24 protein-coding genes and 1 tRNA gene are annotated in these 24,501 nt (G+C 67.5%); 9 read left to right on the plus strand and 16 right to left on the minus strand.

Annotated elements, in window-relative coordinates:
• Nucleotides 1–7: 7 nt before the first annotated feature.
• The 3 genes from CSW62_RS03570 (at nt 8) to CSW62_RS03580 (ending at nt 2,427) form a co-directional block, all read left to right on the plus strand.
• Complete coding sequence (locus CSW62_RS03570) at nt 8–1,132, plus strand: NAD(P)/FAD-dependent oxidoreductase (RefSeq protein WP_099575823.1); 1,125 nt, start codon at nt 8–10, stop codon at nt 1,130–1,132.
• A 68-nt stretch (nt 1,133–1,200) separates the two neighbouring features.
• A complete protein-coding gene (locus tag CSW62_RS03575; protein WP_099575824.1) occupies nt 1,201–2,244 on the plus strand; it encodes a glycosyltransferase in 1,044 nt (347 codons plus the stop codon).
• Between the two features lie 106 nt (nt 2,245–2,350).
• Nucleotides 2,351–2,427 (plus strand) — tRNA-Met (locus CSW62_RS03580).
• A gap of 40 nt (nt 2,428–2,467) precedes the next feature.
• Here the strand turns inward: CSW62_RS03580 and CSW62_RS03585 are convergent.
• Both CSW62_RS03585 and CSW62_RS03590 read right to left on the minus strand, forming a co-directional pair.
• Entirely contained in the window at nt 2,468–2,749 is a 282-nt protein-coding gene (locus CSW62_RS03585; protein WP_099575825.1) for a BrnA antitoxin family protein, read from the minus strand.
• The gene (locus CSW62_RS03590; protein ID WP_099575826.1) at nt 2,709–2,981 is read right to left on the minus strand and encodes a BrnT family toxin; all 273 of its coding nucleotides are present in this window, start codon (nt 2,979–2,981) and stop codon (nt 2,709–2,711) included. Before CSW62_RS03590 ends, CSW62_RS03585 begins: the two co-directional genes overlap by 41 nt.
• A 147-nt stretch (nt 2,982–3,128) precedes the next feature.
• Here CSW62_RS03590 and CSW62_RS03595 point away from each other — a divergent pair, with 147 nt between their 5' ends.
• Entirely contained in the window at nt 3,129–3,590 is a 462-nt protein-coding gene (locus CSW62_RS03595) for a hypothetical protein (protein WP_099575827.1), read from the plus strand.
• On the opposite strand, the gene CSW62_RS03600 is transcribed toward CSW62_RS03595, so the two are convergent.
• The 4 genes from CSW62_RS03600 to CSW62_RS03615 all read right to left on the minus strand — a co-directional run bounded on the left by CSW62_RS03600 (nt 3,526) and on the right by CSW62_RS03615 (nt 8,084).
• Nucleotides 3,526–4,533 (minus strand): glycerophosphodiester phosphodiesterase family protein, encoded by a 1,008-nt coding sequence (locus CSW62_RS03600; RefSeq protein ID WP_233206603.1) that lies wholly within the window; start codon nt 4,531–4,533, stop codon nt 3,526–3,528. The genes CSW62_RS03595 and CSW62_RS03600 overlap by 65 nt on opposite strands.
• A gap of 131 nt (nt 4,534–4,664) precedes the next feature.
• Nucleotides 4,665–6,068 (minus strand): glycoside hydrolase family 47 protein, encoded by a 1,404-nt coding sequence (locus CSW62_RS03605; protein WP_099575829.1) that lies wholly within the window; start codon nt 6,066–6,068, stop codon nt 4,665–4,667.
• Between the two features lie 49 nt (nt 6,069–6,117).
• The gene (locus CSW62_RS03610; RefSeq protein ID WP_099575830.1) at nt 6,118–7,533 is read right to left on the minus strand and encodes a sensor histidine kinase; all 1,416 of its coding nucleotides are present in this window, start codon (nt 7,531–7,533) and stop codon (nt 6,118–6,120) included.
• 92 nt (nt 7,534–7,625) lie between these two features.
• The gene (locus CSW62_RS03615; protein WP_099575831.1) at nt 7,626–8,084 is read right to left on the minus strand and encodes an Lrp/AsnC family transcriptional regulator; all 459 of its coding nucleotides are present in this window, start codon (nt 8,082–8,084) and stop codon (nt 7,626–7,628) included.
• Nucleotides 8,085–8,190: 106 nt separating this feature from the next.
• Here CSW62_RS03615 and CSW62_RS03620 point away from each other — a divergent pair, with 106 nt between their 5' ends.
• A complete protein-coding gene (locus tag CSW62_RS03620) occupies nt 8,191–9,396 on the plus strand; it encodes a methionine gamma-lyase (RefSeq protein WP_099575832.1) in 1,206 nt (401 codons plus the stop codon).
• Nucleotides 9,397–9,494: 98 nt separating this feature from the next.
• Here CSW62_RS03620 and CSW62_RS03625 read toward each other — a convergent pair whose 3' ends face one another.
• Nucleotides 9,495–10,481 carry a glucokinase gene (locus tag CSW62_RS03625; RefSeq protein ID WP_099575833.1) on the minus strand — a complete coding sequence of 329 codons (987 nt, stop codon included), beginning with the start codon at nt 10,479–10,481 and terminating at the stop codon, nt 9,495–9,497.
• 222 nt (nt 10,482–10,703) lie between these two features.
• On the opposite strand from CSW62_RS03625, the gene CSW62_RS03630 reads away from it, so the two are divergent.
• The gene (locus CSW62_RS03630; RefSeq protein WP_099575834.1) at nt 10,704–11,057 is read left to right on the plus strand and encodes a PilZ domain-containing protein; all 354 of its coding nucleotides are present in this window, start codon (nt 10,704–10,706) and stop codon (nt 11,055–11,057) included.
• A gap of 117 nt (nt 11,058–11,174) precedes the next feature.
• Here the strand turns inward: CSW62_RS03630 and CSW62_RS03635 are convergent, their stop codons facing one another.
• The 5 genes from CSW62_RS03635 to CSW62_RS03655 form a co-directional block, all read right to left on the minus strand.
• On the minus strand, nt 11,175–11,606 hold the full coding sequence (locus CSW62_RS03635) for a helix-turn-helix domain-containing protein (RefSeq protein ID WP_099575835.1): 432 nt from the start codon (nt 11,604–11,606) through the stop codon (nt 11,175–11,177).
• A gap of 223 nt (nt 11,607–11,829) precedes the next feature.
• On the minus strand, nt 11,830–12,645 hold the full coding sequence (locus CSW62_RS03640; protein ID WP_099575836.1) for an acyl-homoserine-lactone synthase: 816 nt from the start codon (nt 12,643–12,645) through the stop codon (nt 11,830–11,832).
• Nucleotides 12,646–12,768: 123 nt separating this feature from the next.
• On the minus strand, nt 12,769–13,497 hold the full coding sequence (locus tag CSW62_RS03645) for a LuxR family transcriptional regulator (protein ID WP_099575837.1): 729 nt from the start codon (nt 13,495–13,497) through the stop codon (nt 12,769–12,771).
• 130 nt (nt 13,498–13,627) lie between these two features.
• On the minus strand, nt 13,628–15,160 hold the full coding sequence (locus CSW62_RS03650) for a response regulator (RefSeq protein WP_099575838.1): 1,533 nt from the start codon (nt 15,158–15,160) through the stop codon (nt 13,628–13,630).
• Between the two features lie 187 nt (nt 15,161–15,347).
• On the minus strand, nt 15,348–18,179 hold the full coding sequence (locus CSW62_RS03655) for a TonB-dependent receptor (RefSeq protein ID WP_099575839.1): 2,832 nt from the start codon (nt 18,177–18,179) through the stop codon (nt 15,348–15,350).
• A gap of 480 nt (nt 18,180–18,659) precedes the next feature.
• Here CSW62_RS03655 and queC point away from each other — a divergent pair, with 480 nt between their 5' ends.
• Entirely contained in the window at nt 18,660–19,403 is a 744-nt protein-coding gene (queC, locus tag CSW62_RS03660) for a 7-cyano-7-deazaguanine synthase QueC (RefSeq protein WP_099575840.1), read from the plus strand.
• A gap of 136 nt (nt 19,404–19,539) precedes the next feature.
• Nucleotides 19,540–20,172, plus strand: a complete 633-nt coding sequence (gene queE, locus CSW62_RS03665) for a 7-carboxy-7-deazaguanine synthase (RefSeq protein WP_099575841.1) — start codon at nt 19,540–19,542, stop codon at nt 20,170–20,172.
• A 12-nt stretch (nt 20,173–20,184) separates the two neighbouring features.
• Here queE and CSW62_RS03670 read toward each other — a convergent pair whose 3' ends face one another.
• The 3 genes from CSW62_RS03670 to aroC form a co-directional block, all read right to left on the minus strand.
• The gene (locus CSW62_RS03670; protein ID WP_099582159.1) at nt 20,185–20,427 is read right to left on the minus strand and encodes a hypothetical protein; all 243 of its coding nucleotides are present in this window, start codon (nt 20,425–20,427) and stop codon (nt 20,185–20,187) included.
• 48 nt (nt 20,428–20,475) lie between these two features.
• The gene (locus CSW62_RS03675; protein WP_099575842.1) at nt 20,476–21,018 is read right to left on the minus strand and encodes a response regulator; all 543 of its coding nucleotides are present in this window, start codon (nt 21,016–21,018) and stop codon (nt 20,476–20,478) included.
• Between the two features lie 175 nt (nt 21,019–21,193).
• Nucleotides 21,194–22,315, minus strand: a complete 1,122-nt coding sequence (gene aroC, locus CSW62_RS03680; protein ID WP_099575843.1) for a chorismate synthase — start codon at nt 22,313–22,315, stop codon at nt 21,194–21,196.
• Between the two features lie 200 nt (nt 22,316–22,515).
• Between aroC and CSW62_RS03685 the strand changes: the two genes are divergently transcribed.
• Nucleotides 22,516–22,974 carry a hypothetical protein gene (locus CSW62_RS03685; RefSeq protein ID WP_099575844.1) on the plus strand — a complete coding sequence of 153 codons (459 nt, stop codon included), beginning with the start codon at nt 22,516–22,518 and terminating at the stop codon, nt 22,972–22,974.
• Nucleotides 22,975–23,048: 74 nt separating this feature from the next.
• Here the strand turns inward: CSW62_RS03685 and CSW62_RS03690 are convergent, their stop codons facing one another.
• The gene (locus CSW62_RS03690; protein ID WP_099582160.1) at nt 23,049–24,404 is read right to left on the minus strand and encodes a pectate lyase; all 1,356 of its coding nucleotides are present in this window, start codon (nt 24,402–24,404) and stop codon (nt 23,049–23,051) included.
• Nucleotides 24,405–24,501: the final 97 nt, after the last annotated feature.

Consider the following 24,501-nt stretch of genomic DNA (forward strand, 5'->3'; position numbering starts at 1 on the left):
CGCCGCCATGACCGATTTCGATTTCGACGCTGTCGTCGTCGGGGCCGGCGCCGTGGGCCTGGCCTGCGGTTACGCGCTGGCGAGGCGGGGCCTGATCGTCGCCGTGCTGGAGAGCGAGGGCCACATCGGACAGGGCGTCTCTTCGCGCAATTCGGAGGTGATCCACGGCGGGCTCTACTATCCGACCGGCTCGCTGAAGGCGCGGCTGTGCGTGCAGGGGCGGCGGCTGCTGTACGCGTTCCTCGACACGCACAACGTCGCCTACAAGCGCTGCGGCAAGCTGGTGGTGGCGACGTCGGACGATGAGATCCCGCGCCTGGACGCCATCTGGGACCAGGCCTTGGCCAATGACGTCGAGGGCATGGAGCGGCTGACCGGCGCGCAGGCCCGGGCGATGGAGCCCGGCCTCAACGCCCACGCGGCGCTGCTGTCGCCGGAGAGCGGGGTGTTCGCCAGCCACGACTACATGCTGGCCCTGCAGGGCGAGATCGAGGCCGGCGGCGGGGCGGTGGTGCTGGGCACGCCGTTCGAGGGCGCGGCAACTCTGGCGGGTGGCGGCTTTACCGTGCGGGCCGGCGGCGCGGACCCCACCAGCCTGACCTGCCGCCTGCTGGTCACCGCGCCGGGCCTGTCGTCGCAGGACGTCGCCGGGCGGATCGAGGGCTATCCGACAGATCACATCCCCAAGGCCCACTACGGCAAGGGCGTCTATTTCCGCCTGACCGGCAAGGCGCCGTTCCAGCGTCTGATCTACCCGCCGCCGATCCACGGGGCGCTGGGCACCCACTACCGCAACGACCTGGGCGGCCAGGCGGTGTTCGGGCCGGACCTGGAATATGTCCCCGCGCCCGACTATTCGGTCGATCCGGCCAAGGCGGATGTCTTCGCCGCCTATATCCGCAAGTTCTGGCCGGGCCTGCCCGACGGCGCCCTGCAGCCCGACTACGCCGGGGTGCGGCCCAAGCTGCACGGGCCGGACGAGCCGCAACCCGACTTCCAGCTGCGCGGCGTCGAGGACCATGGCTTGGAAGGCCTGATGGCCCTGTTCGGCATCGAGAGTCCGGGCCTGACCAGTTCCCTGGCGATCGGCGAGACGGTCGCCGCGCGGCTGCTGGGGGAGCCGGCCCTCTAGCTTCGCGTTGACACCGGATCGGCCCGCGCCGATGGTCCGCCGCCGTACAGCTTCCCCTGGAGTCCGCCTTGACCAACCTGCTGCACGCCATGCTGGGCAAGGGTTTGGGCGGACTGGAGCAGGTCTTCCTCGACTATCAGCCGATCCTTGAAGCCTGGGCCGCCAAGCGCGGCGGCCAGTGCGTCGGCGTGGTGCGCAAGGGCGGCAAGGTGGCGCTGGCCCAGGCCGGACGCACGCCGCCGCTGACTGAGATGCCCGCCTTTACCGACTGGGATCCGATCACCCTCGGCGCGGCGCGGGCGGTAGTCCGGGCGAGCAAGCCGGCGATCATCCTCAGCCACGGCCAGCGCCCGGCGCGGCTGTTCGCCAAGGCGGCGTCGGCCGACGTGATCCAGGCCGTCTGCGTGCACAAGCCCAGCTTCGACGTGACGCCGGGGACCCACTATCTGTGCGTCGGTCAGCACCTGGCCAACCTGGCTCTGGAGCGCGGCGCGCCGGCCGATCATGTCCACGTCGTGCAGAACGCGGTGAAGCCGCCAACGGTGCAGGCCCAGCCCTTTGTGGACGAGGAGGCGCCGGTGAAGATCGTCGCCGCCGGCCGGCTGCATTCCAAGAAGGGCTTCGACGTGCTGATCCGCGCGGTCGGCAAGCTGCGGTCCTGGGACCTCGACGTCACCTGCGAGATCGCCGGCGAGGGCGACGAGCGCGCCGACCTGGAGGCGCTGATCCAGGAACTGGACCTCGAACCGTGCGTGAAGCTGACGGGCTGGACCGACGACGTCGCCGGCTTCCTGGCTACGGGCGACCTGTTCGCCTTCCCCTCGCACCAGGAAGGCTTCCCGCTGGTCCTGCTGGAGGCCATGGCCGTCGGCCTGCCGGTGGTGGCGACCGAGATCGACGGGCCGGTCGAGATCCTCAAGGAAGGTATCACCGGCCGTCTCGTGCCCGACGATGATCCCGACCGCCTGGCCGAGGCCCTGGGCGAGCTGATCAGCGACCGCCCCGCCGCCCGGCGCCTGGGCGCGGCGGCCCGCGAACTGGTGCTGCGCGACTATGGCCCCGATGCGCTGGCGCGGCGCCTGGAAGCGGCGCTTGATGGAATGCTTTCGTAAAGGGCGTCAGGCGAAACTGTGCGCGGTTTCGCCGCCAGACGCGCGTCGACTCTAAGGCTTGATGCGAAGCGCGCTCGGGAGTATGACCCCCGTCCGTCCTGGCGATGGCTGGGTAGCTCAGATGGTTAGAGCGGTGGATTCATAACCCACAGGTCGGCGGTTCGATCCCGCCCCCCGCCACCAGGACGGAATTCTTTCTCCTTAGAATTCAAACTCCTCCAAGCTAGGCGCAGACAGCCTTCTTGAGGATTTCGTTCGCGCGGCTCTGCCATCCCGGGCCGCCTGCGCGCAGCTTCTCGATCACCTCTTGGTCCAGGCGCAAGGTGACCTGCTTCTTGGGATTGTCGGATTTCGGGCGGCCAGGCCGCGTCAGCGTGCCATTGGCGGGCCGGATGACCTTGCCCCCAATGCTGAACTGAGCACGAGCGAACTGGTCTTCGGTCCATTCGGGCGCGTCATCGGGATCAACCCACGAGCTTTCCGAATTTCCTTTGTTCTCGGGCATTGCATTTCCTCATCGAGATGATGCGCCGCGCATTTCCGCGTCGCGTCCAAATGACCATGATCAGGCGTCCGTGTAGTCGGCCGACTGTCTGAAAGCGATTTTCTCCATAGTCCTCGCGGTCGTCGAGAGATGTAAGCTCTGGCCCGTCGAACACTGAAGCCGCATCCGCGAAATCCAAGCCGCGATGCTCCAGCGTTTGGCGGCGTTTCTCCTCATCGAATTCGATATCCATGTCGGAAGCGTTCCTCCGACACGACTATCTCATAGATTGTACTAATCTTGACTATCGCCATTTGCGATATCGTATTTCTGTAGCTACAAAAATAGCGCGGTCGGTCCGGTTAGGCAACGGCTTCTCGGCGTCGCCCGTTCTCGCTCCATGGCGCGCGCGCTCAAGGTCTTTACGTGGTCGGACGGCTTCCATCGCTATACGGTGGCCGAGACCTCGCGCGCCAAGGCCCTGGCGGCCTGGGAGACGGATCGCGATCTGTTCAAGGAAGGCGTCGCTCAGGAGGCGCCCGATGCGCCCGACGCGAAGGCCGCTTTGGCCGCGCCGGGCGCGGTGATCCGGCGGGCCGAGGGCGGGTTGAAGTCGGCGGTCGACAAGTTGCCGAAGGCCAAGCCGAAGCCGAATGTCGACGACCGGGCCGAGATCGAGCGGAAACGCGCGCTAGCGGAAGCCGAGGCCGCGCTCAAGGCGGCCGAGACAGAACAACGCGACGCCGCAGCCGACCTCGAACGCCGCCGCCGAGACCTTGACGCCGAGGCCGCCGCGCTCAGCGGCTCCTGGGCGAAGCGGCGGTCGGCTCTGGAGAAGACGATCGCGCGTCTGCGACGGTGATCGTCGCGCCGCCGCGCAGGCCCTGGCCGTTCAGATAGTCGAGCAGCGCGGCCGGATAGTCGGTCTGGACGACGCTGACCCCCTGGGCGATCAGGCCGCCCCAGGCCTTGCCAGGATCGGTCAGGGCATGGCTGTCGCCGGCCGCGTCGGGCAGACCCTTCAGACCCTTGCCGGTCAGGCTGTTGGTCCAGACGCGGACGCGGGCGGTGCGGGCCGCCTCGCGCACGGCCACGAAGCTGTCCTTCTTCAGGGCGTCCATCTCGATGGCCGGGATCGCGCGCCCGCCGGAGGCCTGGGCGGCGGTGATCGCGGCCAACTGCTCGGCGCGCCGACCGCCCTTGCCGCCGACGATCGGCATGAAGGCCAGGGTCTTGTAGAGCGGCTGGTCGGCGATCGGGGCGTCGCCCAGATCCGCGCGCGCCTTGAACAGCACCCAGTCGTCGGCGCCGACGTCGTGAACCACTCGGGCGACCTGGGCCGACAGCGGGCCTTCCTTGATGTCGAGATTGACCAGGATGCGGCCGCGGGCGGCCCTGAGGAAGGCGCACAGGGTCGGTGGCGCGGCGTCGGTGGCCTGGCCGTCAGCCTTCAGGCGAAAGGCCTGCAGTTCGCCGAGGGACAGGTCCGCGACCTTGCCCTTGCCGGTGGTGGTGCGGTCGATCTTGTCGTCATGCATGAGGACCAGGGCGCCGTCCTCAGTGCGGCGCACGTCGATCTCGACGACGTCGACGCCCAGAGCGATGCAGCGCTCCAGGGCGGCGATCGAGTTCTCGGGGAGGGCGCTGGTCAGGCCGCGCGACGGGGCCGGCGCATGGCAGGCGCGGTGGGCCACGACCATGACACCGTCGGCCGGATCATAGAGGCGGTCTCGCAGGTCGGCGGCATGAGCCGAACCGGCCGCGGCCGAGATGGTCATGGCGATCGAAAGCGCACGAAGTCGCATGGTCAAGCCCCCCAGCCCTTCCCACTGCATCGCTGATTCAGGCGACAGGCGTGCGGCGGTTCGGACTCATTGGGATGACGCCGCCGAGGCGCGTGCGCCTCAGGCTTTCAGTGCGACAAGCTGTAAACAGCTTAGATCTTCCGGAAGCCGCGCAGGACGTTGGCCTCGGTGCTCAGCTGCAGCTTGGCGTAGTCGATGCGCGGCGTGTCCGAGAAGATCAGGTAGTAGTACTTCATCTGCTCGGACCACCAGTAGCCGGGGCAGTTGTCGCCCTGGGTCATCGGCTTGGTCGTGATGTCCTTCAGCGCGGTGTAGCCATAGGCCGCGCGGCTGGTCGCCTTCATCTCGCGATAGTGGATCGCGGTCAGCTGGCGATAGCGGTCGTCGCGGTCCAGCAGCCACAGGTTCAGGCAGGCGTCGGCATATTCGGGACGCAGGCCGGTGGCCTTGCGGCGCGCCTGGCGGGTGGCGACGTCGATCGATTCCGGGATGACGCCGTAGGTCGCCTGCATCTCGGTGAACGAGGCCAGGTAGTCGTCGCCCTCCTTCTTGAACCCGACCTGGGCCAAGAGGCCGGCATAGTAGGCGGCCAGCTCGCTCTGCGACGTGTTCAGCACCGCGCCGGTCTCGTAGTCGACCATCGGGAACCACAGGCGGCCGTCATAGCGCTTGGCCTGGTGGGCTAGCTGGGCGGCGGTGACCTCCTGCGCCCAGCGCTTGCAGTCCTCGTCGCCGAACAGCTCCCAGGCGTCCCACAGATATTCGTAGAAGCTGTCGGCATAGATATCGATGCTGGCCGTGCGGCTGATCCACTCGCCCGTACGCGCATCAATGTTGGCGGCCATCAGGCCGATCTTCGAGCGCTTGTCGAGCGCATGCTTCATCGCCTTCTTGGCGACGTCGAAATAGCGCTTGTCGCCGGTCAGCTGGCTCAGCACCCCGAACTCGGTGATGTAGGTGCCGATCTCGGCCAGGTTGGTCTCCGGATCGCGCACCGCGCCGGTCTTCAGGTTCACATAGCGCCAGGGCAGGCCGTGGGGCGAGGCGTCGAACGCCTTCAGCAGGCGGTCGGCCAGGTTCTTGGCCTTGGCCAGCAGCACGGGGTCGCCGCAGGCCAGGTGAGCCGAGATCAGGCCGCCGACCAGGCGGATATTGGTCTCGAAGACCTGGGCCTCGCCGTTGACGTCGAAGTTCAGCGACGACTTCACCCAGTCGACGCCGGCCTGGAACTCGGCGTCCAGGCCCATGATCCACAGGGTGTCCAGCGCCTCGACCAGCGACAGGCCAAGGTCGTGGCCCTCGACGAAGAACGACTGCGACGTGCCGCTGACGGGATTGATCTCGTCCTTGCCCCAGGCCTTGGCGACATAGCCCTGCCAGGCCCACTGGAACTCCTTGCGGACGTCGGCGGCGAGAGCCTTCCAGTCCTCTTTCGGCTGGCTCTTCTTGGGAGCGGCCAGGGCCAAGCCAGGCGCGAGGCCGGCGGCGGCGAGGGCGGCGAAGGCGGAGCGGCGGGTGAGTCGGGCGAGCGTCATGGAACCCAACCTAACGGCGACCGCGAGCCTGGGCGAGAGGGCGCCTCACCTAGGTGGGCGAGGTCTCGGTCGCCGGGTTGTCGGGCAGACGGGCGCGCAGGATGCAGCTCAGGCCTTCGGGGCGGTAGTCCATGGTCGCCGCGCCCTTCAGCTCGCCGCCCAGGCTGCGCTCGATCAGGCGTGAGCCGAAGCCCTTGCGGGTGGGCGGTGTCACGACGGGGCCGCCGGTCTCGGTCCAGAGGAGTTCCAGCGCGCGGCTATCGGGGTCGTAGGTCCAGGACAGCGACACCCGCCCCCCGGCGTTCGACAGCGCCCCGTACTTCAGGGCGTTGGTGGCCATTTCGTGCAGGATCAGCGCCATGGTCAGGGCCCCGCCCGGCTGAAGGCGCACGGCCGGACCCTCGATAGTGAAGCGCGCGCTGGCCTGGTCGAACGGGCGCAGGGCGCGCTCGACCACCTCCCGCAGCTCGGCGCCGTGCCAGCTCTCGCGGGTCAGGATGTCGTGCACGCCCGACAGGCCGAGCAGCCGCGCCTCGAACTTCTCGAAGGCCACGACCGGGTCGGGCTCGTTGCGCAGGGTTTGGGCGGCCATCGACTGCACCGTGGCCAGGGTGTTCTTGACCCGGTGATTCAGCTCGTTGATCAGCAGGCGCAGCTGGCTCTGGTGGCGCGCCTGGGCGTTCTCGGCCTCCTTGCGGACGCTGATGTCGGAGATGATCGCCAGGATATAGGCCGGCTGGCCGTCGACGCGAACCATCGAGGCCGTCAGGTGGATCCAGAGGTCGCTGTTGCCGACCAGGAACCGCCGCTCGGCCGCGCAGGTCTCGATCTCGCCCGACAGCAGGGCCGCGCTGGACAGGAGCGTCTGATCCAGCACGTCCGGATGCACCAGGCTCTGCAGCGACACACCCAGCAGGGCATCGCGGTCGCGCCGCAGCAGGGCGCAGAAGCTGTCATTGGCTTCCAGGATCTCGCCGGTGGGCGTCAGGCGCGCCACGCCCATGGCCGCCTGGTCGAACACAGCGCGGTAGCGGGCCTCGGCGGCCTCCAGCTTCAGTCGCGCCTCGATGTTGGCGGTGACCACCTCGGTGTAGAGCACCAGGCCGCCGATCTCGCCGGCCCCGTTGTCGGTGGGGTCCGTGCGCCAGGGCGCCATCGACCAGCGGATCCATTCGGTGCGGCCGTCGCGGTCGACATAGGGGTCGCCCTCGTGGCGCAGCTCGACGCCCTCGGCCAGGACCCGGGCGTGCAGGTCGCGCCACTTTTGCGGGATCTCGGGGAAGACCTCGTAGTGGCGCCGGCCGATCAGCGGCATGTCGGGGGGCAGGTGCTGGTCGGTCAGATACTGCCGCGAGGCGGCCAGGTAGCGCATCTGGTTGTCGAAGATCGCGATGCCCAACGGCGCGTGCTTCAGCGCCGTGGTGACGCTGGGCGACCCTGACAGAGGCGGCGCTTCATTGATCATCGCCGCCCATGGTAGCGCTCGCGGCGGCAGTCTGGGCTGAACTTCCCGTGACAGGTTATCGGACGAATTGCCGCACCCTGAGGTAGGCGGGCTCAGCCCGCCACCGGGAACACCCGCGTTTGCTTGACCACGCCATAGGCGAAGCTGGTGTCGATCGAGGCGATGCCGGGGATGGCGTGCAGCTTGCGCCGCATGAAGGCCTCATAGGCCTCCAGGCTGTCGACGATCACCCGCAGCAGATAGTCGTCGCTGCCGGCCAGCAGAAAGCAGTCCAGGATCTGGTCGATGCGCTGCACCTGGGCCTCGAAGCCGGTGATCAGGTCCTGGCTGGGACTGTTGAGGCGTACGCGGACGAAGACGGTGATGGGCAGGCCGTAGGCCTTCTGGTCGACTAGGGCCGTGTAGCCGGTGATGACCCCCTCGGCCTCCAGGTTGCGCACCCGGCGCAGGCAAGGGGAGGGCGACAGGTTCACCCGCTCGGCCAGCTCCTGGTTCGTCAGGCGGCCGTCCTTCTGCAGCTCGCGGATGATCTGGCGGTCCTTGGTGTCCATGAGGCGTCTCTTGAGCAGAATCTGCCAAAACTGAAGGCCATTGTAGCAGACTTCGCAATCCGCGCCGTCCAGCTTCGCGCCACTCTCGCGTGACAGGGAGTGAGACATGCGCAACGACCACGGCGGCTTTTCCACGCGGGCGATCCATGCGGGCTACGATCCCGCCGACGAGCACGGGGCGCTGACGCCGCCCGTGCACCTGACCTCGACCTTCGCGTTCGAGAGCGCCGAGGCCGGCGGCGAGATGTTCGCCGGCACGCGGGAGGGCCACTTCTATTCGCGGATCTCCAACCCGACGACCGATCTGCTGGAGCGCCGCCTGGCCAGCCTGGAGGGCGGCGAGGCGGCCGTCGCCACGGCCTCGGGCATGGGGGCGATCACCGCCACGCTGTGGAGCTTCCTGCGGGCCGGCGACGAGGTCATCACCGACCAGACGCTCTATGGCTGCACCTTCGCCTTCCTGCGCGACGGCCTGACCCGGTTCGGCGTGACGGTGCGGACGGTCGACATGACCCGGCCCGAAGCCCTGGCCGGGGCGATCTCGAACAAGACCCGGATCGTCTATTTCGAGACCCCTGCCAATCCGAACATGCGCCTGGTGGACATCGCCGCGATCAGCCGGATCGCCCGCGACGCCGGCGCCAAGGTGGTGGTCGACAACACCTACGCCACGCCGGTCCTGACCAGGCCGCTCGCCCTGGGCGCGGACATCGTCGTCCACTCGGCGACCAAGTATCTGGGCGGCCACGGCGATCTAGTGGGCGGTATCGCCGTCGGCGGCGTCGAGGACATGGCCCGCGTGCGGCTGGTGGGCGTCAAGGACATGACCGGCGCGGTGATGTCGCCGTTCACCGCCTTCCTGGTGATGCGGGGCCTGAAGACCCTGGCGCTGCGCATGGCGCGCCACAGCGAGAGCGGGGCGGCGGTCGCGCGCTCGCTGGAGGCGCATCCGGCCGTCGCGCGGGTGTTCTATCCGGGTCTGCGGAGCTTTCCGCAGTACGCCTTGGCCGAACGCCAGATGCGCGCCGGCGGCGGCATGATCGCCTTCGAACTGAAGGGCGGCCATACGGCCGGGGTCGCAATGATGAACCGCCTGTCGATGATCCGCCGGGCCGTGTCGCTGGGCGACGCCGAGACCCTGATCCAGCATCCAGCCAGCATGACCCACTCGCCCTATTCGCCCGAAGAGCGCGCGGCGGCGGGCATCGGCGAGGGACTGGTGCGGCTTTCGGTCGGTCTCGAGGACGTGGCCGATATCCTTGAGGATCTGGAAGGGGCGCTGGAAGCTGTGCGGGTGGAGGCGCTGGCCTAGAGCATTTTCCGATCCAACTGGATCGGTGAAATGCTCTAGGTCTCTGTTTTAACGCATTTTCTGACGACGAACCGGTGCCCACTTCGTCGGAAAATGCTCTAGCAGTCCAGAAACTTCACCTCGTTGGCCGCGTATTTCATGTCGCTCGCCGTGAAGAGCCCCGACAGGCCCAGCAAGGTGCAGCGTCCGCGCGTCAGATAGACCGGGATGTCCTTCAGGTAACCGCTCATCCGCCCCTTGTCCTCGAACCGGCGGCCAAAGGCGGCGGTGTCGAGCAGGCTATCGACGCGCTCCGTCAGCGGGCTGTTGATGTAGATCCCGCCGCGTGCGGCGAACATCAGGGCCGCGTCGCCCGCGAAGGCCCCGAGCAAGCCGCTGAAGATCGACAGGGCTTCGCGCGCCAGGGCGTCGCCGTCGCGGGCGCGCGACAGGATCAGATCGTCGCCGTCGACCTCGCCGCCGCTCACGTTCGTCGGCCGGAGGGCGGCGTGGATGTCGACCAGGCCCGCCTGCGACAGGAAGTGCTCCACCGAGACGCGGCCGTACTTGGCCTGCAGGGCGTCGAAGACCGGAACCTCGCGCGGCTCGCCGGGCATGAAGTCGACGTGGCCGCCCTCGCTGACCACGGGCGTCCAGCCGTCGAGTCGGTGCGGCGTGAGGGCGGCGACGCCGAGGCCGAGATTGGGACCGATCACGGCGATCTGGGCGGCCTTGGCCGGCTTGCCGTCGCGGATCACGGTCATGGCCGAGGGTGACAGGCGCGGCGCGCCGAGGGCGCAGGCGGCGAAGTCGTTGAGCAGGGCCACGCGCGGGGTCTTCAGCACGGCCCGCAGCCAGGATTGCGTGACGGTGAAGTCGCCCGCTGTCAGCGCGATCGCGCCGTCGATCTCGGGACCCGCCCCACAGATCGCCGCGCCGATCAGGTCGCTGCGTCCACCCAGGGTCTCGGTCAGATGCTGCTCCAGCTCGCGCAGCGAGGCGCAGGGCAGTTCGCGATGATCACGCGGAGGATCGCCGGGACGGACCACGGCCACCGCCAGGTCGCGGCCGTTCACGTCGGCCAGAAGCACCGAGCCTTTCGCCATGGGTCGTTTCCTCTTGCGCCGGCTTTTATCCGTGCGCGCCTATTGTACCGGTAACATTGTTCCACGAAATGCGCCTAGCGTCGCGAGGTTGCATAATGACAGGGCTGTCATCGTGCGCACGCCAAGCGGGCGATACTGGCGCGGCGCCTCCTCGCGTTAACCTTTACGACTAAAATCCTAAATTTAGACGGCCGATTAACCGCGGCGTGCGTTTATCCCCGCATGGCGAAGTACGCGTCAGGCGGCGAACAAGATCGACGGACAACCGTCCGTATCCAGACACACCGGTCGGGCAAGATCCTGTGCGGCGCGTTCGCGTGGGACTGCGTGATCAGGGACCTGTCGAGCAGCGGCGTGCGCATCCAGATGCTGTCCGGCGCCGCCCCGCCGGCAAAGGCGCAATTGGTCGATCTGGTGGCCGGCCTGGCCCACGACGTGACGGTGGCCTGGCAACGGGATCGCGAGATCGGCGTGCGCATCACCAAGACCTACGACCTGCGGGGCCTCACCCCCGCTGTCGCGGGCGCCGCCAAGCGAATCTGGTTGGCATCGCAATCGGACGCGCCAACCGGCTAGGCTATTTTCCGCGTTAAGACAGAAGTGCTCCGGATATGAAAAAGACCTCGGCCCCCCAGCCGAGGTCTTCTCATGTGTCGCTAGAGAGGGGCGCGCTTGAGCGGAGCGCGCTTGGCCTCAGGCGGTTTCGCGAGAGGCTTCGTCGGCCATCGCGCGCACCAGGTCCAGAACCTGGCGACGGACGCGGCCGCGGCCGATGCGCGGGAACACCTCGGCCAGTTCCAGGCCTTCCGGCGTGGTCAGGAACTCCTGGACCACCTTTTCGGCGTGTTGGGCGGCGTCATCGACTTCCGCGCCGCTCATCGGATCGGCCAGGCCGTCGAAGAAGAACGAGACCGGGACCTGAAGGGTCTTGGCGATCTCGTACAGCTTGCTGGCGCTGACGCGATTGGCGCCGCGTTCGTACTTCTGCACCTGTTGGAAGGTCAGGCCCAAGCTGTCGGCCAGCTGTTCCTGGCTCACGCCAAGCAGCTTGCGACGCATGCGGACACGGCCGCCCACGTGCAGGTCGACAGGGTTGGGGCGTCGGCCTTCGGTTTCTTCGCTCATCTGTTTTCCGCCTCCAACGGTTGTTCGGGGAAAATGACACGACCGTAACGTCGGCGGAAGCTGGGGCGTTCATGGCGCGGCGTTACGTCGCGATGGCTTAGCTAGCCTCCCGATCCGGGGAAGATTAGTCGCCGAGCGGACGATTCGCCGCCAACCGAAGAGCGATCCGCTGCCGTCACGCGCGAGTAGACCACAGTCCGACCATCGCCGCACGCCGCAAATCCTAGGCTTGAAGGCGCGACCCGCCTGCGCGGCCGTTCCAGATGCGCCGCGCCTCGCCGCTGTTGTCATGCAACCGGAACAAGGTCTCGGCCGCCAGGGTCTCGTCGCGCGGGGCGCCGGCGGAGAGCTGCGGCGTCATGGCCCGGGTCACCTGCCGCTGCACCGAGGCCAGATCGCCGAACGCCATCAAGTCCAGGGCGTCGATTTCGTAGCCGATCGGCGACTCCCGGCCGATCGCTTCCAGCACGCGATCCAGCAAATCCCGCGAAACGGCGATCTCGGATCCGGCGACCACGCCGTAGGCGTAGGGACGGGGAACGCCAACCAGGCGGGTGTCGATCGGCGAGTTCAGGATTCCCGGATAGAGCTGCATGTCGATCATGCCGACGAAGCGGGTCACGCCGTGGCGCAGGGCCAGCTCGAAGGCGGCGGCCCAGCACTCGAACACGCGCTCGCCGCGACCCGGGCCTTTGCGCTTGCGATAGACCTCGGTGGTGAACAGGCGGGAGGCCTCCCAGACGTCGGCACCCTTCTTGGGCGTTTCGCCCGGCGCGATCAGGTGGGCGAACTTGTCGGCCAGCATGCAGCGGTCGTCGGTGGGCCGCAGGCGCAGGCCGACTTCCAGCTCTAGGGCGTCGTTGAAACCCAGCAGATAAATGGCGCGGTGGTCGTCATAGTCGTCGATCTCGCCGCCCTCCAGCACGACCAGGTCGACCCAGCCGTTCTTCTCGACGCACTGGCGCCGACGCTCCTCGTGCATGGCCCACAGCTGCGGGCCGTAGAGATGACGGTTCTCGGAAGTGATGATGTGGATCATGGCCGGCCCCCTTACTGGCTTGGACGGCCGGCATTAGGGGACATGATCCAATCGGCGCACGATAGGCCAAAAGGCCTAGGTCATGCGCGCGGAGGATGCTTGCCAGGGCGGCGGGGGTCTGGATCAGAGCTTGCTGAGCAGGCCCAGCTCTCCGGCCTTCAGCACGGCCTCCTGGCGCTTGACCACGCCCAGGCGTTTCTTGGCGGCCTCGATGTGGTGGTGGACCGTCCGCGGCGACAACTCCAGGATCGCGCCGATCTCCCAGTCGGTCTTGCCGCGACTGGCCCAGTAGAGGCACTGAGCCTGGCGTTCGGAGATGATCCCGTAGCCGGGATTGTCGTCCTGCATTTCCCAGTGCTTGAGCATGATCGTGCCGAACACCGTGGCCAGGCTGTCGATGACGGCGCGCGCGGTCGGATCGGTGTCCCGCGCCTCGGTCGACATGCGGATCAGCACTTCCTGGCCGGCCGGGCCGAAGACGCGCACGACATAGCCGTCGTTCATGCCCAGCTCCGAGGCCTCGCCCCACATGGACTGGGCTCGGCCGTCGCCCAGCGGCTTGGCGTCGGTCCAGGCGAACGAGCGGGGCGATTTCAGCAGCAGCTTCACGCACGGATCGTGGACCACGTAGCGCTCGCTCCAGTAGCGCTGGTCCCAGCCGTCGAAGTCCCGACGGCTCAGCGTGGGCGGCTCCTTGCCGTAGTGCTCGGCATTGACCAGGGTGGCGCAGAACCGGTCGTAGCCGAAGGCCCCGATCGCCTGGGCGAAATGGGTCTCGACCTCATGGGCCGAGCCCAGGTGCGGCGCCTGGCTGAGAAACGCCCAAGCCTGTTGTTCCGCCGTATTCAGCACGCACGCCGCTCCGTACTCACGCGAGAAGCGAGGCTAGGCTTGGATACGCCTCGGCGCCAAGTGTGTGCTATCCAGGGTAGCGGCGGAAACCGGTTTCCAATTGTCGCGGGAAAAGTCGGGAGGCCGCCTTTTAGGCCGCGGCTTCCTCGCCGCCTTCGTCTTCGTCTCCGCCCAGCAGGGCGCTTAGCACGGTGGCCAGGCGCTCGGGCTTGATCGGCTTTTCGACCACGTCCTGCATGCCGGCGGCGATATAGGTCTGGACGTCGGCCGGATCGGCGTTGGCGGTCAGGGCCACGATCGGCACGCCGCCGACGCGACCGCCCACTTCGCGGATGGCGCGGGTGGCGGCGATGCCGTCCATGCGCGGCATCTTTATGTCCATCAGCACCAGGTCGAAGCGGCCGCTCTTGGCCATCTCGACCGCCTCGACGCCATCGACCGCCTGTTCCGAGGTGCACTCGAACATGTCGCACAGCGCCTCGGCGACCATGCGGTTGGTGGCGTTGTCGTCGACGATCAGGATGTGGGCGGCGCGGCTGGCGACGGCCTGGTCCTCATGGACCTCGGCTTCGGTGGCGGCGGGGGCGAGCGTCAGGCCGAAGCCGACGGTCAGGCCCGAGCCGCGATTGGCCTCGGCGTGCAGAGGACCGCCCATGGCGCGCAGGACGCGGTGAGCCAGGGCCAGACCCACGCCCAGGGCCATCTCGTTGCGGTCCTGCTGGCTGGTCGTGCCCAGCGGGTCGCCGATGAGGGGCAGGCGCTCGTCGGCGTGGCCCTCGGTATTGTCGCGCACCAGGCCGTCCAGTTGGACATGGTCGCCTTGGCAGCGGGCCGTCAGGCGGGCCTCGATCATGCCGCGGCCGGCGGCCAGGGCGTTCTCGATCAGGATGTCGAACACCTGCAGCAGGCGCTCGCCATCGACCTCGACCCCACACTCGGGATCGCCGTCATAGGAGACCAGCAGGGTGGAGCCGCCCTCGTGGGCGCGTTCGGCCCAGCGCGCTTCGACGGCGTCGGCCAGATCGCGCAGGCGGGTCGGGGTCGGGGTGAAGAGCAGTTGGCCCTGGCTTGAGCGGTGCAGGTCGATGGCCCGGCTCAGCGTCGCGCTCATGTCGCGGCTGGTGTCGCCGATGGCGCGCACGAACGCCGAGGCGTCGGGGGTCAGGCGCTGCTGCTCGAGGCGTTCGGTGATGGCGAGGACGCCGTCCAGGTGGGCGCCGATGTCGACGGCCATGCGCTCGACCAGGCCCATGGCGTCGCTGGCGTCGCGTTGGCGGCGACGGTGAGAGGCGAGCAGCGAGCCGAGGCCGCCGACGCCGACATAGCGGCCGGCCTCGTCCACGGCGATATAGGCGGTGCGGAAGACGGGCGTGGGGCTGTCGGCCAGGGCGTTGACGAAGCTGTTGGAGTCGGAGGCCGCCGCGACAATGCGCGGCGTGGCGTCCATGACCTGGGAAACCGGCTTGTCGGCCAGGGTCTCTGCGGCCACCCGCATCATGCCCTGGAGTACGTCGCGATAGATCAGGCCGACGGGCGTCCCGGCCTCGACGACCGCGATCGCCGACAGGGCCGGATCGGCGTCGAACATCGCGGCGACCTCGGCGCAGGCGGCGCCGGGGGCGATTGGGTCGCTCAGATCGATCAGGCGGTAAAGCGTGTCCATGCGGCGCTTCGCTGGGATTTGGAGCTCCAACTTGCCCCGGCTCGCCTTGCGGAGTCGTTAAGTTGGGCGCGGCGACGGCGTGGTAATCGCGGGAAATCGCTCATCTTTCCGCCAGCCCCCTAGGCGCGGGACGAGAAAGGGGCGTCGGATGACCCGACGCCCCCTCCATTTTCTTGCTTAACTGGACTTACCAGGACTTGGAGATCGACACGCCGTAGAGGCGCGGCTCGGCGGTTATCACATTGGTGAACAGGCCGGAGCTGTCGTCGGTGGTGTAGGCGTCGACGATCGGCGTCTTGTTGCCGATGTTCTTCACATAGGCGTCGATCGAGACACCCCATTCCGCCTTTTCGAGCTTCAGGGTGAGGTTGCCGTTGTCCCACGACTTCAGGCGGTCGTACTCGGTGTTGTAGACCCGAGCGAACTGCTGGCTCTGGCGGTAGTAGTCGCCGCGCAGGGTGGCCGACCAGCCGGAGGGCAGGTCGAAGCGGTACTGGGCGCCGATAGAGGTGGTCCAGTGCGGCGAGTTGGGCAGCTCGTTGCCCGACAGGTTCGCCGCCGTGCCTTCGATCGAGTAGCCGGCCCCGTAGGTGTAGAGGCCCGTGGCGTTGGCCAGGAACGCCGCCGTGGGGGCGGGGAGGCCCGCGCCGCCGGCCGCGGCCGGGGCCGAAAGGAAGGCCTGATAGGCCGCCGCGCCCGAGCAGGCCCAGGGCAGGGTGCCCCCGGCCCCGGCGCCCAGGATGGTGGCGACGCCGGCGCTGGCCAGCACGCAGTTGGCGCCGACGGACGAGGCGTTCGGACCCACCTTCACGACCGTATAGGCAGAGTTGGACTGGGTCCGGTTCATCGTGTCGATCGAGGTGACGCCGTTGCCGATCTTGGTGTGCAGGTAGCCGATATTGGCGTTCAGCTTCAGGTTCCGCACCGGCGACCAGATGCTTTCCAGCTCGAAGCCGTAGACCTTGGCGTCGACGTTCTCGTTCACCGAGGTGCGGTTCACGATCTTGGAGATCTGATAGCCCTTGTAGTCGTACGAGAAGCCCGTGGCGTTGATCAGAACACTGCCGCCGGCCAGGGTGTTCTTGGCGCCGATCTCGATGGCGTTGACGAATTCGGGATCGAAGGTCTGGCTGATGCCGACCGCGCCCGCCGGAACGCCCGGATTGATGCCGCCGCCCTTGTAGCCCTTGGAATAGAAGGCATAGAGCAGGGTGTCGTCGGTAAAGCCCAGATGGGCCTTGTAGTCGAAGCCGACGCGGCCCGTGGTCTCGCTGAAGCGGGCGCGCTGGTCAGGATTGGTCGGGTTCAGGGTCAGGCCGTAGCCAGGGGCCAGCAGCACGGTCGAGTAGTTCTTGACCGCCTTCTTGTCGCGGGTCTGGCGCAGGCCCAGGGTGAACTTCAGGTCGTCGTTCAGCTGATAGTAAACCTCGCCCATGACCGCGTCCGACACCAGGGTGTAGGGCGTGCGGTTGTCATAGTAGTTGTGGCCGTCGCCGGTCGGGTCGGCCGCCGTGTCGATGCCGATGCAGTTGGCGGTGGTCGCCGGGTTGCAGGTGGGCGACAGGCCCTTGGAGGCGTTCAGCGCCAGCGACGACAGGGTCAGCGAGTTGCCGATCACGTAGTAGTCGGTCAGCGTCCGGTAGGTGAAGTGGATGGCGCCGACGGTAAAGTTCAGCGGGCCGGCATAGGCCGACTGCAGGCGAAGTTCCTGGCTGAACTGTTCCGAGCGGCCCGACGAGACGTCGATCGTCGTGAACTTGTTGGTGTTGCCGACCTGCGGGTCGTTGAAGAAGCCGCCCGGCGTGAAGGGCGTGTTGTTGAAGGCGACCGGCGAGACGTTCCGGTTGTAGTCCTGCTTCGTATAGACGCTGCCCTTGCTGTAGGCGGTCATCGAGGTGGCCGTCAGCTCGTCGGTCAGGTCGTAGGCCAGGGTCAGCTGGTAGACGTTCGAGCCCGAGCGGTAGAGCGGATCCAGCGCCGTCTCGATCTCGCGCAGGTTCGTCGAGGTGGTGTCACCCAGGTTGGTGTCGCCCGAGGTGAAGCCGAAGATGTTGCCCAGCAGGCCCGTCAGGGTGCCCGAGGTGTTGACCGTGCCGTAGGCGCTGGAGCCGTACAGCGAGGCCGGCAGACAGCCCTGGGTCAGGAAGCCGCGCGCCGCGCCGGTCGGCACGCCGCCGACCGTGGCCGGGCCGTTGTCCTTGGTGCATAGCTGCTTGCCGGTGCGCGCGCGGTTGTCGTTCTCGTGGAAGCGTTCCCACAGGAAGTTGGTGCGCAGCTTGTCAGTCGGATTGAACATCACCTGGACGCGGGTCGAATAGAGGTCCCGGTCGTCGACGACGTGATTGTTGAAGGTGTTGGTGACGAAGCCGTCGCGCTTCAGCGAGGCACCCGACAGGCGGACGGCCAGCTTGTCGCCGAAGATCGGCACGTTGACCATGCCGCGCAGCTTGATCGAATTGTAGTTGCCGTATTCGGCCCGGACATTGGCCTCGAACTGGTCGGTCGGCTTGGCGGTGATGACATTGACCACGCCGCCGGTGGCGTTGCGGCCGTAGAGGGTGCCCTGCGGGCCGCGCAGCACTTCGACGCGCTCCACGTCGTAGAACTCGGCCTCGAACAGGTTGCCCGACTGCATCGGTGCGTTGTTCAGGTGGACGCCGACGCCCTGGTCGGCCGAGGCGCCGACGGCCTTGGCCCCGATGCCGCGGATCTGGAAGTTGAAGCTGTTGGTGAAATTGCTCTTGGCGAAGGTGACGTTCGGGATCGCCTGCTGAAGGTTGGGACCGCCGTCGATCTTCTGGGCTTCAAGCGAGTCCTGGCTGAACGCCGACACGGCGATCGGCACGTCCTGCAGCGCTTCTTCTTTCTTCTGGGCGGTGACGACCAGCTCTTCGATGACGGTGGAGCCCTGGGCCGGCTTGGCGGCCTGTTGAGCGAACGCGGGGACGGCGAAGCCGGAGATCGCGACCGCAGAAGCGCCCATGATCAATAGGCTCCGCATACGCAGAGTTTGCGACATTGAATTCCCTCCCTGGACCCGCAGCGGCGCCTTATGGGTGGAGCCTGCGAGGGTCGGTGTTTCCTCGGCGCCGTACTGTTCTCACTACGCGGGCTTACGGCGAGCCCATCGCAGCATTCTGAGATTGCATACTTGCGTTTGAAAGCTGTCAACTGGCCGATGCGTAAGTGAACAGCGATAGGTTACGCCTTTTCACTTTCCGGGAGGTGGTGTTCTCCTGATGCGGGTAAGCTTCCATCGAATTAGAAGATCGGGTTTGGAGCTTCCGTAACGGAACTCGACGCCGGTGGCGGTGAAAATATCTCGCAGCAGCGAGATATGGCTATGGTTCGTGGGCGAAAGACTTCGTCCATGTTCGTGGATCGAGTATCGCGTGAGTCGGCTGTCCGCGCCCGCGATCCCGCCCCGGCGGTTCCGGCTTGGCCTTGCCTCGTGTAGAGGAGGGGCCATGTTCCCCCTTTTACACCTTGAGAGGCTCGCATGAGCCCGAACACCGCCACTGGCGCGCTTGTCCTGTTCTCCGGCGGCCAGGACAGCAGCGTCTGCCTCGCCTGGGCCCTCGAGCGCTATGAGCGCGTCGAGACGGTCGGCTTCGACTATGGCCAGCGCCACTCCATCGAGATGGACGCCCGCCAGGCCGTGCGCCGCGAGGTGGCCGCCCGCTTCCCGCAATGGGCCGACCGCCTCGGTGAAGACCACGTCCTCGACATCCGGAGCTTCGGCCAGGTGGCCCAGTCGGCCCTGACCGCCGACCGCGCCATCGAGATGACCGAGCGCGGCCTGCCCTCGACCTTCGTGCCGGGCCGCAACCTGGTGTTCCTGATCTACGCCGCAGCCCTGGCCGACCGCCGGGGCGTCGACGCCCTGGTCGGCGGGATGTGCGAGACCGACTTCTCGGGCTATCCCGACTGTCGCCGCGACACGCTGGACGCCCAGCAGAACGCGCTGAACCTCGGCATGGACCGGAACTTCCGGGTCGAGACGCCGCTGATGTGGCTGACCAAGGCCCAGACCTGGGCCCTGGCCAAGACGCTGGGCGGCGAAGATCTGGTCCAACTGATCATCGAGGAAAGCCACACCTGCTACCAGGGCGAACGCGGCGTGCTGCACGCCTGGGGCCATGGCTGCGGAACCTGCCCGGCGTGCGAGCTGCGCGCGAAGGGCTATGTCGAGTGGGACGCAGCGGGGCGCGAGGCGCTGCCCAAGGAGGCGCCGGCGCAATGAGCATTTGCTCTACAGCTCCCTCCCCCTTGATGGGGGAGGGTAGGGTGGGGGTGATGCGGCGGTTCCGCCCGCGCTCCGTCCTGACGCGCTGTCACCCCCATCCCCAACCCTTCCCCCATCAAAGGGGGAAGGGGGCATGACCTATTCCGTCAAGGAAATCTTCCTCACCCTCCAGGGTGAGGGCGGCCAGGCGGGCAAGGCGGCGGTGTTCTGCCGGTTCTCCGGCTGCAACCTTTGGACCGGCCGCGAGCAGGACCGGGCCAAGGCCGTCTGCACCTTCTGCGACACCGACTTCGTGGGGACCGACGGCGAGAACGGCGGCAAGTTCGCCACGGCGCAGGACCTGGCGGCGGCGGTCGAGGCCCAGTGGACCGGCGGGCCGGACGACCGCCTGGTGGTCTGCACCGGCGGCGAGCCGTTCCTGCAACTGGACGACGCCGCGATCGAAGCCCTGCACGCGCGCGGCTTCCAGATCGCCTGCGAGACCAACGGCACGATCGAGGCCCCGGCCGGCATCGACTGGATCTGCGTCAGCCCCAAGGCCGACGCGCCCGTGGTCCAGACCTCGGGCCAGGAGCTGAAGCTGGTCTATCCGCAGGACAAGGCCCTGCCGGAGCGCTTCGCGGGCCTGGATTTCGAGCGGTTCTATCTGCAGCCGATGGACGGGCCGGATCGTGACCGCAATACGCAGCTGGCGGTCGCCTACTGCCTGGCCCATCCGCAATGGCGCCTGAGCGTCCAGACCCACAAATATCTGGGCCTGCCCTGAGGCCGCTACGTCTTAGCGACGATCGTTGTCCCGATCGTGGTTCTTCTTGCCGTCGCCGGGGATCACCGCCTTGCCGGTGGCCACGACGGCCTTGCCCGCGCCGCCGACGACCGCGCCGGTGACGCCGATCGCCGTGCCGGCCACGGTCCCCACGGCGGCCGCCGCGAGGCAGCCGGTCTGGGAGAGCGCGACCATCGTGAGAATGGCGGCCAAGGGCGCGAGGCGGGAAGGGGGCGCGAGGCGGCGGAGGGTCATGGTGAAGCTCATAAAACGCTGTTCACCATCTTCTACCGGTCGAAAGGTTTAAATTCTCCGCGTCGGATGGCCGCGCTCGGTCCGCGGGTCGTCGACATAGAACGCCTGCTTGTCGTCCTCGCGCCGCCGTTCGCCCCGGTAGCGTGGGTCGTCGCGACGTCGGCGGTCGGGGCCGAAATAGTCGCCAGCGCGAACGAACGGCCGGGGATTCTCGATCAGCAGGGTCAGGCGATGGATGACGCCGCGCGCCGTGATCGGCTTGGTCAGGAACTCGTTGACGCCGGCGTCGCGGGCCTCATGCACCCGGCGCTCGGTCGAGTGGCCGGTGATCATGACGATCGGCACGAACGGGTTGGGACTGTCGGGCGATTGGCGGACCAGCTGGACGAAGTCGATGCCGTCCAGGCCGTTCATCGACAGGTCGGTGAACACCACGTCGATCGCGGTGGAGCGCAGGATCGTCAACGCCTCGGCGCCGTCCATGGCTTCGAAAACATGGCGCACGCCGATCGCCCGCAGGATCTCGGTCAACAGCATCCGCATGTGCTGGTTGTCGTCGACCAGCAGGATCTTCAGGAGATCGAACCGCACGCGCCGAGCCCCCTTCGTCTTCGCGCAACATATCGCAACCCTGGCGTGTGTTAGCCGCACGTCAGGGTCTGCGTCGCTCGAGCCTTACCGCTGCAATCGTGTGCACGTCAACTCGAAAGCTGAGCCTAATCAGTGCTCAGGGTTGCAAAACCTTGTTTTGTGAACGCTGGTCGCTCTATGGACGGCTCTCGCCAGGCGAGAACACGTGGCCGCCGGTCTGGCCGCGATGGCGCAGGAAGGCGTCGGCCAGCACGCAGGCGGTCATGGCCTCGACCACCGGCACGCCGCGGATGCCGACACACGGATCGTGGCGGCCCTTGGTGCGCAGATCGATCTCCTGGCCGGCCTCATTGAGGGTCTGGCGCGGGATCAGGATCGAGGAGGTCGGCTTGAAGGCCACGCGCGCCACCACCGGCTGGCCGCTCGAGATGCCGCCCAGCACGCCGCCGGCGTGGTTGGACAGGAACACCGGCTCACCGTTGTCGCCCAGGCGCATGGCGTCGGCATTGTCCTCGCCGGTCAGGGCGGCGCTGGCGAAGCCGTCACCGATCTCGACGCCCTTGGCGGCGTTGATCGACATCAGGGCGGCGGCGAGTTCGGCGTCCAGCTTGCCGTACAGCGGCGCGCCCCAGCCGGCGGGCACGCCGACGGCCTCGACCTCGACCACGGCCCCGGTCGAGGAGCCGGCCTTGCGGATCGTCTCCAGGTGCTCTTCCCAGACGGGGATGATCGCTGCGTCCGGCGACCAGTAGGGATTCTGCTCGGTCTGGGTCCAGTCCCAGTTGTCGCGGTTGATCGCGTGCGGACCGATCTGCACCAGGGCGGCGCGAACGGACACGCCGGGGATCACCAGTCGGGCCACCGCGCCGGCCGCCACGCGGGCCGCCGTCTCGCGCGCCGAACTGCGCCCGCCGCCGCGATAGTCGCGCACGCCGTACTTGGCGAAATAGGGATAGTCGGCGTGGCCCGGGCGGAAGGCCTGGGCGATCTCGCCATAGTCCTTGGACCGCTGGTCGGTGTTCTCGATCATCAGGCTGATCGGCGTGCCGGTGGTGCGCTGGCCGTCGGTGCGTTCGTCCTCGAAAACGCCCGACAGGATGCGCACCGCGTCCGGCTCCTGGCGCTGGGTGACGAACTTGCCGTTGCCGGGGCGGCGCTTGTCGAGGAACGCCTGGATCATCTCGGCCGTCAGGGCGATGCCGGGCGGCACGCCGTCGACGACGCAGCCGAGCGCCGGGCCGTGGCTTTCGCCCCAGGTGGTGACGCGGAACAGGTGACCGAAGGTGTTGTGCGACATGGGGCGGCTTCTAGCGGAAACGCGCGGCGCGGCAAAGTCGCGGGTCCCAAAGCCCAAGCTCGAATGCTCGTTTGAATCGAATAAATCTATAAAAAACTTCTAAGTTGTATTTCGGAAAAGGACTGGTACCTTGTTGCGCGGCGTCGATCCCCGGAACCGGGGCGCGCCTATCGCTCACGAAAAAACGATGGGAGAAGCAAATGACCGGTGGTGTGGCGAATTTTTCGGGTGATTGCGGCGAATGCTCCGACCGGGGCAAGTACCATACGGCGACCGCCGCCGGCGGCATGCAGGTGGGCCAATCGGCGACGGTGAACGGCAACTCTCCGCAGAACTGCGTCGTGGCCAATGACAAGGGCACGGTGTTCGGGATCGAGCTGCTGGCGAACGCCGGCTTCTACAGCTACCAGGTTCGCGTCGACGCCCAGGGGCCCAGCGGCGCTTTCAGCGGCTCGATGTACCTGGCCTTCGAGGACGCGACCCACGACGTCTACTATCTGAGCATCTATTCCTCGCGGCGTGAGTCCCACACCGTGTCGTTCAACAGCAGCTCGCCGAATATCATCGCGATCTACTGGAGCGACTACGACTTCACGGTGAAGACCGGCGACGCGGCGCGTCCCAAGGCCGACTTCAAGGTGCTCAGCCCGGCTGAATGACCCGGCGCGTCCGCGCGGCCTGGCCGCCTGAACGCGCCGCGCGGACGCTGCTTGTCCTATCCCCGCTGTCTTTCCTATCGCCGATGTCTGGCTGCGTCGGCCATATAGAGTTCCAGGTTCGTCCAGCCCGAGCCGTCCTTGGCCAGGGCCGCGCCGTCGGCCCTGCGAGGATCGAAGCCGTGGGCCTTTTCCCAGGCGTCGGGCATGCCGTCGCCGTCGGTGTCGAGAGCCGCCTTGCCCGCAGGCAGGACCGGCCAGCCGCCGACCTCGGCCTGGGTGTCGATCACCTTGCCGGTGCGGGTTTTCACGCCCTCGACGATCCGCCGGTCGACCGGATCGCGCCAGACCGAGGCGCCGGCGTCGGCCAGCACGCGGGCATAGGCCTTGTCGGCGCGCTCGGGCGTCACCGGCGCCACCTCGACCGGCGCCACGAGGCGATAGCCGGTGGGCTCTGGAATGGTGAAGGTCACCAGGCTCCACGGATCGGCCGGGACCACGCCGTCCATGCTGTTGCCGGCGAAATAGGCCTTGGCCAGCGCATCGCTTTCCTTGAAGGCGAAGCGCTTCTCCGAGTTAGGGCCGGGGACATAGGCGTTGTCGACGAAGTTGTAGGCCGACAGCGTGGCGGCGTCCGCGTTGTAGCCCGCCCGGTCGTGACCCCAGTTGTAGAAGACGTTCGAGCGGAAATCGAAGAACGCCCCGATCGGGTCCTTGTCCGGCCCCTCGTAGTTTCCGGGGCGCGGCATGCGGGCCATGTGGTTGGCCCAGAGATTGTGGTGAAAGCTGATCCGGCTGCCGTTGCCGCCCCGGATCAGGCTGCCGTAACCGTGGTCACCCTTGACGTGGATCGAGTGGGCGAGGCTCTCGGCGATGATCGACCACTGGACGGTCAGGTCGTAGAATCCCTGCCCCGCCTTGTCGTAGCGGGCCGAGGCCGACAGGGTCTCGTCCACCGACCAGCTAGCCGAGACGTGGTCCAGGATGATCCGCCGGCCGCCCGAAATCCAGATCGCGTCGCCCTCGACCTTGCTCTCGGCCCCCAGGCGCGAGCGGATGAAGCGGATGACCACATCGTCGGCGCTGACGATCAGGGTCTGGTCGCGCAGGGTGACGCCGCCGCCCGGCGCGGTCTGGCCGGCGAGGGTGATCTGTCCGTTGCTGATCTTCAGCGGGGTCTTGAGCTGGATCGTGCCGGCGACGTCGAAGACCACCGTGCGCGGGCCCTTGGCCTCGACCGCCGCCCGCAGGGAGCCTGGGCCGGAGTCGTTCAGGTTGGTGACATGGAGCACCGCGCCGCCCCGGCCGCCGGTCGCCAGCCGTCCCGCGCCCTCTGCCCCCGGAAAGGCCAGGACTTCCCGGGCGAAGGCCGGTCCTGCGAACAGGGTCAGCGCCAGGGCGCCGGCGGCGCGGTGAAGTCGGCGGTCCAGCATGTCCGTCCCCGAGGGTGTGGCGACGGTCTGCGGCGTCGCCTTCAATCGGGACAAAGATGCGGGGCGACACAGGCTTTGTCCACCGGTGTCATTTCGC

This window comes from Caulobacter sp. FWC2 (genome assembly GCF_002742625.1).
Taxonomy (GTDB): Bacteria; Pseudomonadota; Alphaproteobacteria; order Caulobacterales; family Caulobacteraceae; genus Caulobacter.

Excerpts from the sequence above, each read along its gene's own strand:
- CSW62_RS03570 (WP_099575823.1), top strand. The coding sequence starts at position 8 with ATGACCGATTTCGATTTCGACGCTGTCGTCGTCGGGGCCGGCGCCGTG.
- CSW62_RS03585 (WP_099575825.1), bottom strand. The coding sequence starts at position 2,749 with ATGCCCGAGAACAAAGGAAATTCGGAAAGCTCGTGGGTTGATCCCGAT.
- CSW62_RS03590 (WP_099575826.1), bottom strand. The coding sequence starts at position 2,981 with ATGGATATCGAATTCGATGAGGAGAAACGCCGCCAAACGCTGGAGCAT.
- CSW62_RS03595 (WP_099575827.1), top strand. The coding sequence starts at position 3,129 with ATGGCGCGCGCGCTCAAGGTCTTTACGTGGTCGGACGGCTTCCATCGC.
- CSW62_RS03600 (WP_233206603.1), bottom strand. The coding sequence starts at position 4,533 with ATGCGACTTCGTGCGCTTTCGATCGCCATGACCATCTCGGCCGCGGCC.
- CSW62_RS03605 (WP_099575829.1), bottom strand. The coding sequence starts at position 6,068 with ATGACGCTCGCCCGACTCACCCGCCGCTCCGCCTTCGCCGCCCTCGCC.
- CSW62_RS03610 (WP_099575830.1), bottom strand. The coding sequence starts at position 7,533 with ATGATCAATGAAGCGCCGCCTCTGTCAGGGTCGCCCAGCGTCACCACG.
- CSW62_RS03615 (WP_099575831.1), bottom strand. The coding sequence starts at position 8,084 with ATGGACACCAAGGACCGCCAGATCATCCGCGAGCTGCAGAAGGACGGC.
- CSW62_RS03620 (WP_099575832.1), top strand. The coding sequence starts at position 8,191 with ATGCGCAACGACCACGGCGGCTTTTCCACGCGGGCGATCCATGCGGGC.
- CSW62_RS03625 (WP_099575833.1), bottom strand. The coding sequence starts at position 10,481 with ATGGCGAAAGGCTCGGTGCTTCTGGCCGACGTGAACGGCCGCGACCTG.
- CSW62_RS03630 (WP_099575834.1), top strand. The coding sequence starts at position 10,704 with ATGGCGAAGTACGCGTCAGGCGGCGAACAAGATCGACGGACAACCGTC.
- CSW62_RS03635 (WP_099575835.1), bottom strand. The coding sequence starts at position 11,606 with ATGAGCGAAGAAACCGAAGGCCGACGCCCCAACCCTGTCGACCTGCAC.
- CSW62_RS03640 (WP_099575836.1), bottom strand. The coding sequence starts at position 12,645 with ATGATCCACATCATCACTTCCGAGAACCGTCATCTCTACGGCCCGCAG.
- CSW62_RS03650 (WP_099575838.1), bottom strand. The coding sequence starts at position 15,160 with ATGGACACGCTTTACCGCCTGATCGATCTGAGCGACCCAATCGCCCCC.
- CSW62_RS03655 (WP_099575839.1), bottom strand. The coding sequence starts at position 18,179 with ATGTCGCAAACTCTGCGTATGCGGAGCCTATTGATCATGGGCGCTTCT.
- queC (WP_099575840.1), top strand. The coding sequence starts at position 18,660 with ATGAGCCCGAACACCGCCACTGGCGCGCTTGTCCTGTTCTCCGGCGGC.
- queE (WP_099575841.1), top strand. The coding sequence starts at position 19,540 with ATGACCTATTCCGTCAAGGAAATCTTCCTCACCCTCCAGGGTGAGGGC.
- CSW62_RS03670 (WP_099582159.1), bottom strand. The coding sequence starts at position 20,427 with ATGACCCTCCGCCGCCTCGCGCCCCCTTCCCGCCTCGCGCCCTTGGCC.
- aroC (WP_099575843.1), bottom strand. The coding sequence starts at position 22,315 with ATGTCGCACAACACCTTCGGTCACCTGTTCCGCGTCACCACCTGGGGC.
- CSW62_RS03685 (WP_099575844.1), top strand. The coding sequence starts at position 22,516 with ATGACCGGTGGTGTGGCGAATTTTTCGGGTGATTGCGGCGAATGCTCC.
- CSW62_RS03690 (WP_099582160.1), bottom strand. The coding sequence starts at position 24,404 with ATGCTGGACCGCCGACTTCACCGCGCCGCCGGCGCCCTGGCGCTGACC.